Below are 16,090 nucleotides of genomic sequence, written 5' to 3' on the forward strand. Positions count from 1 at the left end.
AGTTCTGATTTTATATTACCGTTCGATCAATCCTTACTCTAGGCAGTTACCGACTCGCTGCCTCGATGATCCAGTCGGTCAAATCGTTGATTTGTCTTTTCACGGCGATTGGGTCGCGGTACCAGGATTGGTTCTCCGTCCATAAAAATACCCGATTGTTGCGAATCGGCTCTAGCGACCCCCAGATTGGATCAGCCTGCAGCGATTCCAAGCTGGCTTCCGTCGTCAGAATCAAATAATCACCCATGTACTCCGAAAGTTTCTCCAGCGAAAATTCATAGTAGGATTCCTTCAGCATAAATTCTGGAACCGTCGTCGGCGGCTTCAGCCCCATTATTTCATACATCAGCCGGCCGCCTCGTCCCGATTTCGGACCAAAAAGGCTCACGTTTCCATCGTACTCTTGCATAATCGAAAGCGTCTCTCCTTCGGGAACGGCTTGTTGGACTTTCTCCCGAATGTCTGCAATTTCCTTCTCGAATTGTTCGTTCCATTTCTCCGCTTCCTCACGTCTATCCAGCAACTCGCCAAAATACAGCATTTCTTCCTGAATGGATACAAACTGATTGTAAGGAACCGATACCGTAGGTGCGATCATCTGATATTTCTCGACTACCTCAGGCTGTGGATTATGCGTTATGATTAAATCCGGATTGAGTTCCAGCAGCTTCTCTAACGAGTCGCCTACATCCGTCACGACGTCCAGCATTCCCTCGAGATAAGGACTCGACATCAAGAACGATTCGGCTGCGATCGGCTGGACTTCCAGAGCAAGTACGGTGCCGAGATAAGAAATTGCCGCTACGCGCTGAGGGTGTGCAGGAACTTCGACATCGCCGAAAGCGGTCTTGACTACCTTGATCTCAGAAGATGCCAAAACCTCTGACTCTTGAGTAATCATGGTTGGAGAAGCGCTGACGGCAACCTGGCTGTTCGTTGCACCTCCGTTGTTCACCGACCCACCACAAGCTGTTAACATCACGGTCAAACATAACAGCATCACTGCATAAAAACTTCGGGTTGCTCTAGTCATTTTATTCGCCCCATCCTGTTGAAATTGATAATCAATATCACTCACATAAAAAGGATAGCTTAATGACCGGCTTAGAACAACGGACGATTGTGACCTATTCCTTGCATAATCTGAAACGAACTGGCCGTATCGTTTACGATATTGACCTGGCGTCATGCCGGCATGCTTTTTGAACATGCGGCTGAAATAAATGAGGTCCGGATAACCGACATGTGATGCTATTTCCTGTTGTGTTGCTATCGTGCCGGCCAGCAGAGCCTTCGCATCTTCCATTCGGAAACGAATGACGTAGTCCAGCGGACTGAGCCCTGTCTGTTCTTTAAATTTTCGCGATATATATTGTTGGCTGTAATTCAATTGCCGAGCAAGCTCCTCAAACGAGATCGGCTGGCGATAATTCCTGGACAAATGTCGAATAACTTGCTCCGATAAAGATGGCTCGCCGGCTCCGAACAGACGCTCCCTCAGGACAGCGTGAACGAAGCGGATAAAGTCTCCCTTGGCCGACAGCCGGGTCAATCCGTCGTCAGATTTAAGCCAACCGTCGCGTATCGTTTGAAGCAGCTCAAGCATGGCCAGCGGTTCGCCAGGCGGGAACCCCCAGCTTTCCAGAAACGGGTCGGATTCCTCCATCATCATATGAAATTCGCACGAGGCCGAAGCGGGGAGAAACGCTTTGTAGAGTACGATATATACATTCAGCGCTTCTCGGCTCCGAACCGTCACCAGAGAGCCTTTGCCGGCGTGTAGTACATGGAAACGATCGCACAGCCATACCTCATCGTCAACCCACAACTCGCCTTGTCCTTGAAAAGCGAATAAAAATGCGCTTGCCGGCAAACGGTATTGATTCAAATCGTTGTCGATTCCGGCCTGCTTTAGCCGTACGTCCAGTACACTCATAATCACCTGGTTCCATATTTGTATAAGTTTCAGAACATCCATAACTGATTCGCAAACTCCCTTTAAATTCTCAAGAGATAATCATTCTCAATTGAATCATGTTTCTAAACACAATAACGAATACGTCTAGCGCTGTCAATAAGGTGTTGCCGAATGAGACGAGGATGCGAATAGCGAGGCATACGGCTATTTTGCCGGAGCCTAGCCCAAAAGCAAAAGACGCTGATCCGCAAACATACGTGCGGAACTAGCGTCTATCAATGAATCGTGAGGGCCCTTTTTTTGATCTCACAATTATCTTAATCATTGGCATACTTTTATGTCGCCTGCTTAGTAAATGCCTGTCTCTTTCGCAAGGGAATTTTTGTAGGCTGCAATTTTGTCTTTCAACATCTTCTCTGTGGCTGTTAAGTTTCTGATTTGGCTCTGTATAGAGTTACTATGATTCTCAAGAAGGTTCAAGCGGGCTTGGGCCGTATGCTCTCCTTCTAAATATAACTGCGCATATTCTCTAATTTGTGAGATCGGCATTTGGGTTTGTTTCAACCTCATCACAAATCGCAGCCAAGCAAGATTGGAGTCATCATATATTCTTTCTCCATTCGCATTCCGCATCGGAGCAATAATCTTTTCCTTTTCATAATATCTCAGTGTATATGCGGTAATCCCTAGTAATTTGGCTACATCGCTGATCGTATACATATAAGCCCCCGAATCTATGTTGATTTTAAGAGTCCCCATAATTATAAAAAATATTTGACTTAGAGTAAACTCTAAGCTTTATGATTACATCGTTGTTGAAACACTAAATATTCTTGTAAAAACGGAGGAATTCACATGAAATATACTGTAATTACAGGCGCCAGTTCAGGTATAGGTTTTGAAACCGCTCTAGCCTTTGCGGCTCGCGGTAAAAACTTAATTGTTACAGCCCGCAGAAGGGAGCAACTGGAGGAGCTAAAATCTGAAATCAATCATAACTCCCCCGATATAGATGTCGTTATTCGAGTAACTGACTTATCCGTTTCTAGTAATGCTTATAAGCTTTATGAGGATCTACAAGGGTTCGAAATCGAAACTTGGATCAACAATGCGGGGTTTGGAAATTTCGCTTCAGTGGCCAAGCAAGATTTAGATAAAATTTCTGCAATGCTGCATCTGAACATTGAATCGTTGACGATCCTTTCCTCTCTATTCGTTCGTGATTATTCCAATGTTGAAGGAACACAACTAATCAACGTTTCATCCGGTGGCGGCTATACGATTGTGGGAAATGCCATTACGTACTGTGCGACTAAGTTCTATGTGAGTGCCTTTACTGAAGGACTCTCTCATGAGTTGAAGAGTCAAGGTGCACTTATGCAGGCTAAAGTGCTAGCACCTGCCGCAACAGAAACAGAATTCGCGAAGCTTTCTTTCGATATCCCCGAATTCGAATATCATGGGACTGTGCCGAAATATCATACCGCGAAGGAAATGGCTGGATTCATGCTTGACCTGTATGATAACGATCATGTTGTGGGGATTGTTAATGGTTTGACGTACGAGTTCGAGTTGAGAGATACCCTCTATAATTATGTGGCGAGCACGCGATAAGCTCATCTTGTAATGGCAAGTTAAGAAGCATTACCATCCATTACGGATCGCTATGCTTTGACAATGATGTATCAACTAAATCCCCTATCAAAAAAAGGCTGCCAATCCCTTCCGGGCGGCAACCTTTGATTTTCACTCTACGACAATGCCAACATCGCGTTCATATCTTCCTCAGCAGTAGTAATTAGCTTCAATCCAAAAAGCTCTACCAGAACATCCAGTACACCTGGTGAAATGAACTCGGGTGGCTTGGGTCCGATGCGAATGTCCTGAATGCCGAGACTGAACAAGCCTAGCAGAATGGCTACTGCTTTTTGCTCAAACCAAGACAACACGATGCTGACAGGCAGCTCGTTCACCGTACACTCAAATGCCTCAGCCAGAGCCATGGCAATCTTCACTGTAGAACCGGAATTATTACATTGCCCAAGGTCAATGTAACGCGGAATACCGGTGTCTCCAACGGTGCCATAATCTACGTCATTAAAGCGGAACTTTCCGCAAGAAGTCGTTAAAATGACAGTATCGTTCGGTAAGGAAGTCGCCAACTCACGGTAGTAATTCCCGCCAGTACCTGGCGCATCACAGCCAGCAATGACGAAAAACCGGCGGATATGCCCGTCTTTGACAGCTTGAATGATCTCTGGTGCTAACCCGATTACAGTTTCATGATGATATCCGGTCGTAAGTACCAGATCTGACTCTACATCAGCCGCAGGTAGGGACAACGCACGATTAATTAATGGGGAGAAATCGTCGCCCGTTATTTTCTCTACACCTTCCAGCCCCGCTACTTCATATGAGAAAAAGCGGTCTGCATACGTGCCTTTAATCGGCATTACACAGTTTGTGGTAGCAAGAATTGCACCGGGAAACTGCTCGAACAATCTACGCTGATCATACCATGCTTTGCCGATGTTGCCTTTCAGATGCTTATACTTTTTGAGTGCAGGATATCCATGCGCAGGCAGCATTTCTGAGTGGGTATAAATGTTGATGCCTTTCCCCTCTGTCTGCCGCAGTAATTCCTCCAGCGCATATAAATTATGTCCTGTTACAACAATACATTGACCTTCAATTTTGTTCTGACTGACTGTGATCGGTTGCGGAATGCCAAAGCGGTCCGTATGCGCACGATCCAGTACATCCATGATGCGAACCGCCGCTTCCCCGACCTTCATAGCCATCTCCAAATGTTCCTGTGTATTAAAGTTGGAATTGGTCAACGTCATATACAAAGCTTCGTGGGTGATACGATCCACCTCGGGATCGCTATATCCTAGCTGCCGGGCATGTGTCGCATACGCTGCAATTCCTTTTAATGCAAAAATCATCGTATCCTGCAAACTCGCAATGGTTTCATTTTTGCCACATACCCCTACAACGGTGCATCCGCCATTCGGTGTCTGTTCACATTGGTAACAAAACATATCGTTATCCTCCATATCTAGATAATCATTCGTTACTTCCAACGTAACAGAACACCAAAGCTTGAGTTGTGATTACACACACATTTTTTTAGATCAAGCAGATTTAAATGTCCTTCTATTTATAACAACCATTAATACAATAACGCTTAAACAAATGAAAATATTAATCTCAAAAACCAATTTGAACGCCTGCAACTGACTCCCTTGTCCTGTCTCTCCACTCATCACACCAAGTCCAAGTGCTGAGCCAAAGACCATACCCGCATTTCTTGTTAAAGCAATTAATCCGCCAATCGAACCCACGTGTTCCCGAGGTGTCTGCTGCATAATGAAGCTATTATTAGGAGAGGCAATGAGCCCCATACCAAGGCCAATAAGAGATAGAATCGCCGCGATTCCATAAATCGGTATATGATCTAAATACACCAGTAACAAGATAAACCCGCTTCCCATACAGCTCAGTCCCATAAGCATCAGACGATGAGAGCCATAACGGTCGGAGCAGTAGCCTGCGAGAGGGCCTGCAAACGCCAAGGCAATGGGATAAGCCGCCATAATATATCCTGTCGTAGATGACGAGAACGGAGCCGACACCCCCATCAAATAAAATGGAATGAGGACAAGCAATGTATTAGATAAAATAAAAGAGGCACAGCTAACGATCAAGCCTCCCGCTACAGTTGGAATTTTCAATGCTTGTAAGGGTAGAAAAGGAGTCTTTTGCTTCCGCTCCCAGAATAGAAAAGTAATCAACAACAAGGAAACCCCCACCAAACTTGTCATTGTCCACACGGACACCCAGCCCCATTTGCTCCCATTTGTTATTACGAGAAGGACCAAGGTGATGAATGCCATAAACAAGCTGGCCCCCACGAAGCTGATAGCACCCGGCTTGCGCTCTTGCACACGGTTCGGGATGTACCGATATGCCATAATTGTAGCCACAATCGCCACAGGAACATGGATTAAAAATAACCATTTCCAGCTCAGCCACTCTGCAATCAAACCTCCCGCTATAGGTCCCGTCATCCCGCCCAGCGCGACAGCTGTACTTAAAATTCCGAGTGCACGACCTCTTTGCTCTTTCGGCATATGAATGGTGATGAGTGCAATATTAGTTGCTTGGAACATCGCAGCTCCTACTCCCTGTACAACTCTGAGCGTTAGCAATATTGGCAGATTAGGTGAAAAAGCGACCAGGATAGAACCCACAGTAAAAATCACAAATCCAAGATTGTGAATCCGGCGAAAACCATAACGGTCTCCCAGTTTCCCCATAATAGGAAGAAGAGCCGTAATCACTAGCAGATAACCTGTTGTGATCCATAATCCCTTCCCAAGCTCTGTCTGAAAATAATTCACAATAAAAGGAAGCGACACATTCACAATTCCAGCTGTAAAATGGGAAATAAACGCCCCCATACAAATAGCCGCCATCATTCCCAGCCGCTGCCCGTGTGTGCTTTTAAACTCTATATCTTTTGCTGCCATCATGTTGATCCCGTCCCTACTCATATTGTTTAAGAATTACTAACAATTATAAGTAGATCCCTTGCAAGAACAATCCCATAAAGATGGGATGGGAATGGTTTAGGCGAATATGTCTATCAGTATAGGTGACGAAAATCAGAGATAATGCAAAACAGCAAAAAGCGGCACATTTAAGTGCCGCCACTGAATTATTATCTATAAGAGTCATGCGTTGGGCGAAACAAATCTTCTTCGGAACTTCTGACCATAGAAAAATGTTCGACATTGTAGTGCCCATGTAATGTTTTATTGTGATGCTTGATGATTTGTTCTGCACTTAAAACATCATTGTCCGTTGTAGAATGACCATCTCCGACCAATGTAACATCCATGCCGCTAACCGTAGCCGTCCGAACCGCAGTATCGATGCAGTGTTGAGTTTTACATCCCATAATCACCACATGCTCAATCTGCTGATCTTTCAGATATTGTAGCAGCTCAGTTCCGTGAAAAGAATTCGTTGCCAGCTTATCAAAGATTTTGGCATTTGCAGACCTGTTGATTTCATTGTGAACTTGAAAGCCTGTACCTGTTCCTTCAGCGACATCTAGATCCCTAACGAACACAACTTCGACATCGGCTTCTTTTGCTTGTTCAATCACTTTATTAATATTCCGGATAAGCTGCTCTTTATTGAATACTGCACTTTCCTTTTCGTTTCCATCCATTAATTCTTGTTGTGCATCGATGATTAATAATACCTGATTCAAATGATTTTCCCCTTTCGAATGGTGGGGAAACGTCAACACGCTTGATCAGTTAAACGTTATCCCCATATCATTTTGCAAGCTGACATTGTTTTTCATAATATCTACCTCCCAATAAAAATGGTATATAAACTTTAATCTTATAATTTAAGACTTTTTTAGTTTACCATATTTTTAAAATGTACTCTCTAAAAACTTTGATTGCTACATCCATTGATACATCATAAAAATGGTGGAAATCAGATTAGTCAGCCCGTGCAGAACCCAACCTGGAATGATCGAACCGCCGGATAATTTCTCATCCAACATTCCGATGCTCCAACCCACAAAACCTGTAAGAATCATTACAACAGCAGAATTCAATAATCCGGAACTGCTGTATAACAGCACAGCATGTACGACACCAAATAATAAAGCTTGAGCACAGTTTCCAATTCCGAATCCGAATTTCGAACTTAACCGTTTACCAATGAAACCGCGGAACAGAATCTCTTCGGACAAGCTAGTCTGCAACCAAGAATAAATCAATGCCGGAATCAAACCTTTAAGACCTGTACCATAAAACTGTGAGCTGGCCAAAGTATTCTTATCCAGCATATAGATTGCTGTAAGCATTCCCAGGCTGGTGAATATAGTCATGGTAAGTATAAACCATAGTATGAACTGCTTCCTAGAAAGCAATTGGGGTTTCTTCCAGCCAATCCACATGGCAAAGGATGAAGTTGTTCTGCTTGTAAAAAACCAGTATGTATAAGGAATGATGCTGAATAAGATGAGCTGAAGGACTGCACTGATGAGCAATGACAATGTCAACGGAATACCCTCCCTTTAATAAGAACAGCCTCAATATATCATGGACCGCTGCTTACCAGCGGAAAGAGACCGTAACTTGCAGGTTAGGTGGAGTAGTTGGTTGCGGATTGCTACTCAGGCAGTGGTAATACCGCCAACATCATGAACTGCCCATTCTCATATCTGAAACTGACGCTTCCTTGAAGCTGTTGAACCGCATACTCAATGCTTTCGATTCCGAACCCTCTACGCCCAAAGTTCCGCTTGCTGGACAAAAAAGAGCCCTGCCCGTCCTCTGTAAGCAGAGATGCTTGATTCTTTAAAGAAATCACCAATAACCCGTCGCTATAAATCACTTCCAGCTCAATAACATTCTGCTCTGACTCTGGTAATCTCTGAACCCCTTCGATTGCATTATCTAATGCATTGCCTAAAATAATTGCAATTTCAACCTCTTTGCCTGCAAGTGACAGGTCCTGCGGGATGCGAAAATGAGATTGCATTGTAACTTGATGTAGCTCGGCTTTGGCGAACTTCTCATTATAGATGGCATCAATAGCTATATTTCCAGAAGAAATATACTTTTCTCCTGCCTCCTGTGTCGAAGCAAGCTCCGCAATATATCGCTTGGCTTCTTGTACAGCTCCTTCATCCAGCAGAGAATGAATAAGGATCAACACATGGTTCAGATCATGCCGCAAACGCTGTGCTTCCTGATTATCTTTCAGTTTACTCGTGTAATCCTTCACTTGCTGCTGAAGCACATGATTATGCAATTCTATTTGCATCCGTTTCATTAACTTTTGATATATAAACATTACAGCCACATTAACTACAAGAATCCCAAGCAGGATGAATACAAAATCAAACGGAATATTAAAAGGTTTATCACTGGAATGTCTCAGATTCACAATAATAATAAGCAAAGAACCCGCCGAAACAAGATTCAGCACAGCCCAATCCTGATTCGACAGTAACATAGAGGTGTCCACTTTGAACAACCGCAGCAATAGCAGACATAACATGATGCTTAGCAAAACAACAAATAGGAAAGCAAAAGATAACCACCAGAAATTAACTGTATCTATTCCCTCGGCATTGAGTGGGATATGCTGAATCCCATACCATACCAGCATCTCAATAACCACCGTAAACACTGTATAGAAACTGCTAAAGAACAGCTTTTGTAGCACACTGCCGCGGAAATAAATAATGGTAATCAGACTATACACAAGCAGGTGAAGGATGACCGAATCAACTAGAGGTAAGCTAGCAGCGGTAAGCGATTTAATTATATAAAAGATAATAAGACAACCTATAAATGACTGTTTGCTCCTGCTCAGGATCAGGAATTTCTTGAGAAAAATATAAAATGTGACCCCTTGCGGGACATATATAAGGACGAGCATAAATACACCAAAAAAATAAGGACTAATCTCCCGGATGAAAGACATTTATCTTAAGAGCCTCTTTTCTATAAAGGCATGGTAGGACCGTAAAGAATCAGAGCTTCTACTGCGGCTGACGGGAAGCTCCACCCCGTTCTTCAGCTGAATAAGTTCTTTGCTTAAAGAACGAACATACAGCCAATTTACTAGGAATCCCGTATGTACGCGACAAAAATCATGTGATCCCAGCTGTCCTTCCAACTCTCTCAGTTTGCCATAATACGAGTAAGTCCCTTGTTCAGTACAAAGGACCAATTTTTTGCCTCGTTCTACCGTGATATACATAATATCATCTACCCTTAAATTATAGCTCATATGATGGATTGAGAATGACAGCACGTTGTTTCTTTGCATGCATTGCTGAATGGCTTTGACTGTGGCGGTCTGCAGTTCATGTTCATCAATGGGTTTCAGTAAATAGCGAAAGGGATGAACCGCAAAGCTTCTTCTCATATAACTTGTATGGCTGGTGACATAGATAATTAATACCCTGGCATCTTTGAGCCGTATCTTCTCTGCGACTTCTATACCGTTATACTCGGGCATCTCCATATCCAGATAAACTATATCGTATGCGGTAGTCGTCATTGCCTGAAGCAGGGTTTGGCCTGATTCAAAAATCTCAATAGAGGCAGTCATCCCTTGCAGGCTAGTTATCTGCTTCATGAGTAATTCTTCCAACCGCGAGGCATCTTGCCTCTGATCGTCACAGATTGCAATGTGAAGATTCATATTATGTATCCCTCCAAGTGAACGTAATTCTATCATATTATAATTTGAAAAAATATGAAGAACCGCCAAAAAGCCGATCCTCTCGGACCGGCCTATAAACTCTTTTTTACAGGGAAGTTTCTACCCTAGTCAATTCATCGGAAGAGCGGACGCCAGCCGCCGAAACTGGATGAAAATAAACAGAGCGGTCAGCATCACCACAATTCCTGAACCGAGGAACCATAGCTGCACACCGTATCGATCCACCACAGGTCCTGCCAACAGCAGCCCAATTGGCGAAGACAACATCATAATGCTGGTCACGAGTGAAATGACACGCCCAAGCATCTCGGGTTCAAAAGAACGTTGGATCATCGCCATGAAGGGACCGTTGAAGAAGGGTGCCGCACTGCCCATCAAGAACGAGAGAATGGCAAAGATCACAAATGCATTCGGACCAATCAAACCACTGATCACACAGGTAAGACCGATGACTAGCAGACCTACGCTCATATAGCTAATGTCGCTCCATTTAGATGAGAACATCGACAATAGCAGACCACCTAAAATCATCCCGATGCTGAACACCGCTTCCACCAGGCTGGCACTGTATCCTCCACGGCCAAAATGAGACAATGTCATATAAGGAAACAGTGTCGCTAACGGCATAAATGCGATACTAAACACCGCAGTAGCCCCCGTAATCAACACAATGGGTTTCGCTTGAATGAGTGCGTTCCAACCCAAACGGAATTCTTGAACGAAAGACGGCGCAGCTGAAGACTGCACTTTAGGCTGATGGATCTTCACCATGAACAGCATCAGATTCGCAATCAAAGCCCCGGCCACATCGAGTAGTAATACTGCCCCGAGCGAAGTTGCCGAGTAAACCGCTATCCCAAGTGCAGGACCAATTACATTCGAGAAAGAGAACACCATCTGCTGCCAGCCCGCGACTCTTGTCAATTCTTCTTCAGGTGCAATCAATGGTACAGCCGCCTGAAAAGCCGGAGCATGAAAGGCTGATGCCGCCGAACGCAAGCTCAGAATGACATACACAAAGCCAAGTCCCGGTTCCCCCCACATGAAATAAATACCTAATATCAGACTGAAGAGCGCAATTGCGCTATCAGCAATAATCATCGTTATTTTACGATTCCAACGGTCCAGCCAGACCCCTACAAAAGGACCCAAGACCGCTTGCGGCAAAAACGCTGCCAACCCAGCAATCATCAAAACTGCCGCTGACCCTGTCGATTCCGTCAAGTGCCAGATCACCGCGAATTGAACCATCGAACTCGTGAGAATCGAGAAAATCTGTCCGCTAAAAATAAGGGCGAAGGCTTTTTTCCATTGTATTTGCATAAGGTCATCTCCTTTGGTTAAAAACTTAAATAAACTCATTCCATGAGCATAGGCACACTGAAACAGGCACATCACAAATAAACTCATTTCCATATCTCAAAAAAATGAATGAGTCCACTTGTCTTGCACCACTGATTACCATAAACGAATGGAATGGGTCACAAGGAGCACCTCCTGGAAAAAATTATGTTCATTATAACATCGCATCTCTTCCCTGAGCCAGTTCCAATTGTTCTTTTTACGAAAAATTTGATCTATCTCTATCTTCCGAATAAATTCCTAAATAAGGGAGAAGATAAAAATCACTTAACATCTCATTTATTTAAGGAGAATTGCATGCGGAAATTTTTTAACGCCAAGACACCTCCGTCTAATCCTAAGGTGCACCCTCAATTGGAAGCCGAAAATGAGCTTTCAATGAAGGATCTTTTTTCCCATGCTATCTCTGCGTCTCTCGAAGACAACTTACAGATTATTAATAAATGTTTTGCCAATTGTTCGGACTTAAAGGTTATTCCATGGCATTATGGCCCGGATCTTAAGTATGAAGCCTCATCCGTCTATTTCAATACACTTACTAAGTCTGACCCTACAAATTATTTTAAAGATGTCTTGCAGAATTTAGTTCCGCATGAGCTGGGTCCCACCTTGGACGTAACCGTTGAAGATGTCATCTCCTATTTTGAAAAAAATGGTGTTTCATCACCGCTGCTTGAATTAATGGACAATATCGGTCAAGCCATTAAGGGGATTCTTGATGGGAAAGTTGTCCTTTTCTTTACAGGTTGGCAAAAAGCCGTTGCCTATTATGCCTTCGATGTAGAACAGCGCCAAACCTCTGAGCCCATTTCAGAGCCTACTGTTCAAGGTCCCCACGTCAGCTTTATAGAAAGCTTGGAGCGTAATGTAGGTGTTATTCGTAGTATGCTGAAATCTACTAATCTTAAGTTCGAGTTCTTTACCTCTGGTAAGCAGGTTCAAAGAACGTTGTCCTATGGTTATCTGGATGGAGTAGTCAAACCAGAAACATTAAATCAATTCAAACAACGGATAGCAAGTATTGATCAGGAAGAAATTCTTGACGTTTCCTATCTCGAAGAGTGGATCGGTGATTCGCTCTACTCACCATTTCCACAAGTCCGCTATACAGAACGACCGGATACAGCTATAACAGCTCTGCTAGACGGAAAGATTATTGCTATGGTTAACGGAAGTCCTTCCATTCTGATCTGTCCCGGGAATTTCATGGAGTTTTTTACGAATAGCGAAGATTATTACTACCGGACCATTTTTTCATCATTGATAAGAATGATTAGGGTCGCTGCCTTCATCATCGCCCTGCTGTTACCCAGTACCTATATTGCCTTATCCAACTTCCATTCCGAACTAATTCCCACAGTTCTGCTGCTTGCCATTCTAAACACACGCGAAGGAATCCCCTTTCCGGCTATGGTTGAAGCTTTGATCATGGAGTTTTTCTTTGAGCTATTGAGAGAGGCGGGCATACGCTTACCCAGACCGATTGGATCGGCCGTCAGTATCGTTGGGGCTTTGGTCATTGGACAAGCTGCTATTCAATCGCAGATTGCCTCTCCGGTCATGGTCATTGTCGTCGCTTTGACGGGCATTGCCTCATTTGCGCTACCTCAATACAATATGGCAATTGCGCTGCGGATTTTACGGTTTCCCTTAATGATTCTCGCGGCAACATTCGGAGGACTTGGCATCATGGTCGGTTTTATTCTAATTTATCTCCATCTGGCTACCTTGCGCTCTTTAGGAGAACCGTATTTAGACTCGTTAGCTCCGCTAGATCTTAAAAGAGTACGTGATTCTATTTTTCTACTTCCGAGAAGACTGCTGCTTCATTCACCACGGAATCGCCACCTATATAAAAAGACTTCAGGAAGGAAGTAGATATAGTGAAGCGGCTTACTACCATACTAATTTCCCTTCTTGTACTCACTCTAACTAGCGGATGCTGGGATAATAAAGAATTGGACGAGTATGGGTATGTGCAGGCGGTCGCCATTGACCAAAGCGAAGACAATCGGATTGTGATCACGACACATTTCTATAATCCTTCCACCAAAATAGAAATGGGACAAGCAGGGGATCCAGCGTCCAAGGGAATTAATATTGTTACGAGTGGAGAAACCTTTTTTGAAGCAATAAGGGAGATCCCGGCAAAATTTGGTCGAAAAGCCAAGTGGGATCATATGCGTGTCATATTAATCGGGGAGCAACTAGCCAGAACCTCGAACATCCGGGAGGTACTTGATTTCTTCTCCAGGGATCAAGAACCGCGTGGTACCGTTCTTCCTCTCATCGCTGAGCAATCTGCGGCACCATTTTTAGATATCAACCCGTTTATCGAGCAGACCATTGGTCAACAGTATAAGAGAATGGAGACGAGCGGTGCTCTATATGCCGCAAAAACTTCCAAGATTCCTCTCTATGAGCTGGCTATACAAATGTGTAGCCCCTCCAATACTTCCATCATCCCTTACCTGCATAAGACCAGTTTGGATCATAAACCCTTGATATCTGGGCTGGCTGTAATTCATGACGGTAAAATGATTGACATTCTAAAGGAGAAGGATACAGAAGCATTCATGATGCTGACGGATAGATATATCTATGGAGTACTAGAATTTCCTTGCCCGGATGAGACCGAAGTACCGCTGCGAAAAAAAGAAACGCTTGAAGTGCTTACCTTCAACAGTACGCTTACTCCAATCGTAAAAAACGGTTCTGTGTCCGTCGGTGTAAGCATTGCTATTGAAGGGATGATCGGAGAATTACGTTGCTCACATTTAAAAAACAATAAGGACATGAAGCTTTTTGAGCAGCGTATCATAACTCAGGTTGAACAACAGGTTGAGCACGCAACCAAGTTTTTGAAAACAAAAAAGATCGACGCACTCGGAATTGGCAATCAGATTTACCGGAAAAATCCGCAGCTGTGGAAACAACTAGAGCCTCAATGGAAGGATACATTCGCCCAGACTCAGTTCGATATCAACGTTGATGTCAAAGTGTTAAGCACTGGAATGAACTCAGGCACAATATTTGGAACAAAGGAGAAGTAGCTATGGTGGGGAAAATAATCTGCGTCCTCTTATTAGCTTCCGCTATGCTAGCCCATGACATCCCAAGGTTTAAGCAAGCCTCCATCCGCGATCGAGTAGTTTATGGAGTATTATTACTACCCGTACTTTATCTCGGATTTATCTTTATTGCAGCTAAGCCATGGCCCAATTTAGATTCCATCTTCAATTTATTCACGGCTCCAGCTGAGCACATCGTCCATTGGATCAACCCTGCCATTTCATAAGCTTAAAGAATGAGGAGGAACGTATGAATAAGCAAGAACGTGTTAGTTCGATCCAAATGTCCATGCTGTTTCTCTTCTTTATGACCGGTTCCTCAATCGTTATCGTCCCTGCGTCACTAACTAACTTTGCCGGCAACGGAGCCTGGATATCCCTCTTAATCGCCTCTGCCATAGGAATGGCTCTGCTTTCCGGTATTCTATATTTGAACCGACGAGCGCCAGATCTTTCGCTTGTGGAACAAAGCCGCTCCGTACTTGGAAACGGACTGACCCTCGTCCTCCTGATTCCTTTCACTTGTGTACTGTTTTGGAATGTCGCAGGAATTGTAATTGAGATCGGAACCTTTTTCAAAAGTACGATGTTAAAAGAAACGCCCACTTACGCAGTAAATACCATGTTTTTTATTACGATTGCGATGACAGCTCTAGCTGGAATTGAAGTGATTGCCCGCATGGCAGCCGTCCTAATGTCACTAATGTTCGGATTTATCATCTTAGTCTGGATACTCGTAGCAGGGTTGTATCATCCCGAGTACCTACTGCCCATCATGCCTGATGGATTTAGGCCTATCCTAAGTGCTGCATATGTAGTCTATGGCTTTCCCTATTCCGAGCTTATCGTTTTTTCGATGATTTTACCGTTCGTGCGTAAAGAAGACAATTCTAAACTGGGAAAACAGATGTATCTTGCACTCATCATCAATGCCCTGACGTTAATTGCTTCTGTCATTAGCAGTATTATGGTATTGGGACCACTGTCCGGCAGCTTGAAATATTCATTATATCAGTTGGCGAGACTCATTTATTTTCAGGAAACCATTGAAAGAATCGAATCCGTGATTGGTTTTTCACTCATTATCGGCTTCTATTTCAAGGCTTCTATCCTGCTGCTTATTCTTATTAAAGTACTAAAGGAGCTTCTGAGATTGAATGATGAACGTTTAATTGTTTTCCCACTTGCTTTTGTCTGCCTGCTGTTATCTGTAACGACTTACACACAGGAGTCTGAGCTTGAGAAAATCGTGAATACTACATGGCCCTTGCTCACTAACCTAGCTTACATCCTGCCGTTTCTTCTGATTCTATTGGTCACTTTTATTCGTTATCATATAAATCAACACAAAAAATAACCCGTTCTAAACGGATTCAATATCCCCTATCTCATTTCGCAGACTTCAGCTTCTTCTTTTCTTGAATCCAGCCCGCCAGCAAAAGTATTGCTCTACATAATTGCTTGC

Annotated in this window: 13 protein-coding genes; 4 read left to right on the forward strand and 9 right to left on the reverse strand. The window is 43.7% G+C overall.

The window, feature by feature from the left end; translation table 11 throughout:
• Window positions 1-46 precede the first annotated feature (46 nt).
• A complete protein-coding gene (locus NST58_RS20745; RefSeq protein WP_339244076.1) occupies window positions 47-1,978 on the reverse strand; it encodes an AraC family transcriptional regulator in 1,932 nt (643 codons plus the stop codon).
• Window positions 1,979-2,266: 288 nt separating this feature from the next.
• Window positions 2,267-2,638 carry a MerR family transcriptional regulator gene (locus NST58_RS20750; protein ID WP_076182898.1) on the reverse strand — a complete coding sequence of 124 codons (372 nt, stop codon included), beginning with the start codon at window positions 2,636-2,638 and terminating at the stop codon, window positions 2,267-2,269.
• A 135-nt stretch (window positions 2,639-2,773) separates the two neighbouring features.
• Here NST58_RS20750 and NST58_RS20755 point away from each other — a divergent pair, with 135 nt between their 5' ends.
• The gene (locus NST58_RS20755; protein ID WP_339168549.1) at window positions 2,774-3,532 is read left to right on the forward strand and encodes an SDR family NAD(P)-dependent oxidoreductase; all 759 of its coding nucleotides are present in this window, start codon (window positions 2,774-2,776) and stop codon (window positions 3,530-3,532) included.
• Between the two features lie 137 nt (window positions 3,533-3,669).
• Here the strand turns inward: NST58_RS20755 and hcp are convergent, their stop codons facing one another.
• The 7 genes from hcp to NST58_RS20790 all read right to left on the reverse strand — a co-directional run bounded on the left by hcp (window position 3,670) and on the right by NST58_RS20790 (window position 11,515).
• The gene (hcp, locus tag NST58_RS20760; protein ID WP_076182902.1) at window positions 3,670-4,962 is read right to left on the reverse strand and encodes a hydroxylamine reductase; all 1,293 of its coding nucleotides are present in this window, start codon (window positions 4,960-4,962) and stop codon (window positions 3,670-3,672) included.
• A gap of 93 nt (window positions 4,963-5,055) precedes the next feature.
• The gene (locus tag NST58_RS20765) at window positions 5,056-6,456 is read right to left on the reverse strand and encodes an MFS transporter (protein ID WP_339244078.1); all 1,401 of its coding nucleotides are present in this window, start codon (window positions 6,454-6,456) and stop codon (window positions 5,056-5,058) included.
• A 188-nt stretch (window positions 6,457-6,644) separates the two neighbouring features.
• Window positions 6,645-7,202, reverse strand: coding sequence for a cysteine hydrolase family protein (locus NST58_RS20770; RefSeq protein WP_076127240.1), 558 nt, complete (start codon window positions 7,200-7,202; stop codon window positions 6,645-6,647).
• Between the two features lie 201 nt (window positions 7,203-7,403).
• Complete coding sequence (locus NST58_RS20775; RefSeq protein ID WP_076190720.1) at window positions 7,404-8,012, reverse strand: CPBP family intramembrane glutamic endopeptidase; 609 nt, start codon at window positions 8,010-8,012, stop codon at window positions 7,404-7,406.
• 110 nt (window positions 8,013-8,122) lie between these two features.
• Window positions 8,123-9,445: a GHKL domain-containing protein gene (locus NST58_RS20780; protein ID WP_339244081.1), complete on the reverse strand. Its 1,323-nt coding sequence runs from the start codon at window positions 9,443-9,445 to the stop codon at window positions 8,123-8,125.
• Window positions 9,446-10,171, reverse strand: a complete 726-nt coding sequence (locus NST58_RS20785; protein WP_076190714.1) for a LytTR family DNA-binding domain-containing protein — start codon at window positions 10,169-10,171, stop codon at window positions 9,446-9,448.
• A gap of 129 nt (window positions 10,172-10,300) precedes the next feature.
• Window positions 10,301-11,515, reverse strand: coding sequence for an MFS transporter (locus NST58_RS20790; RefSeq protein ID WP_339244084.1), 1,215 nt, complete (start codon window positions 11,513-11,515; stop codon window positions 10,301-10,303).
• Window positions 11,516-11,851: 336 nt separating this feature from the next.
• Between NST58_RS20790 and NST58_RS20795 the strand changes: the two genes are divergently transcribed.
• From NST58_RS20795 to NST58_RS20805, 3 genes are all read left to right on the forward strand, one after another.
• Window positions 11,852-13,432: a spore germination protein gene (locus NST58_RS20795; RefSeq protein ID WP_339244086.1), complete on the forward strand. Its 1,581-nt coding sequence runs from the start codon at window positions 11,852-11,854 to the stop codon at window positions 13,430-13,432.
• 5 nt (window positions 13,433-13,437) lie between these two features.
• Window positions 13,438-14,607, forward strand: coding sequence for a Ger(x)C family spore germination protein (locus tag NST58_RS20800; RefSeq protein ID WP_339244088.1), 1,170 nt, complete (start codon window positions 13,438-13,440; stop codon window positions 14,605-14,607).
• Between the two features lie 268 nt (window positions 14,608-14,875).
• Complete coding sequence (locus tag NST58_RS20805; RefSeq protein ID WP_076190710.1) at window positions 14,876-15,982, forward strand: endospore germination permease; 1,107 nt, start codon at window positions 14,876-14,878, stop codon at window positions 15,980-15,982.
• Window positions 15,983-16,090: the final 108 nt, after the last annotated feature.

This window comes from Paenibacillus sp. FSL R10-2796, assembly GCF_037965315.1.
Classification (GTDB): domain Bacteria; phylum Bacillota; class Bacilli; order Paenibacillales; family Paenibacillaceae; genus Paenibacillus_AQ; species Paenibacillus_AQ odorifer.

Bases quoted from the DNA above. Each gene is read 5' to 3' on its own strand.
- NST58_RS20745 (WP_339244076.1), bottom strand. From the start codon at position 1,978: ATGGATGTTCTGAAACTTATACAAATATGGAACCAGGTGATTATGAGT.
- NST58_RS20750 (WP_076182898.1), bottom strand. From the start codon at position 2,638: ATGTATACGATCAGCGATGTAGCCAAATTACTAGGGATTACCGCATAT.
- NST58_RS20755 (WP_339168549.1), top strand. From the start codon at position 2,774: ATGAAATATACTGTAATTACAGGCGCCAGTTCAGGTATAGGTTTTGAA.
- hcp (WP_076182902.1), bottom strand. From the start codon at position 4,962: ATGTTTTGTTACCAATGTGAACAGACACCGAATGGCGGATGCACCGTT.
- NST58_RS20765 (WP_339244078.1), bottom strand. From the start codon at position 6,456: ATGATGGCAGCAAAAGATATAGAGTTTAAAAGCACACACGGGCAGCGG.
- NST58_RS20780 (WP_339244081.1), bottom strand. From the start codon at position 9,445: ATGTCTTTCATCCGGGAGATTAGTCCTTATTTTTTTGGTGTATTTATG.
- NST58_RS20785 (WP_076190714.1), bottom strand. From the start codon at position 10,171: ATGAATCTTCACATTGCAATCTGTGACGATCAGAGGCAAGATGCCTCG.
- NST58_RS20790 (WP_339244084.1), bottom strand. From the start codon at position 11,515: ATGCAAATACAATGGAAAAAAGCCTTCGCCCTTATTTTTAGCGGACAG.
- NST58_RS20795 (WP_339244086.1), top strand. From the start codon at position 11,852: ATGCGGAAATTTTTTAACGCCAAGACACCTCCGTCTAATCCTAAGGTG.
- NST58_RS20805 (WP_076190710.1), top strand. From the start codon at position 14,876: ATGAATAAGCAAGAACGTGTTAGTTCGATCCAAATGTCCATGCTGTTT.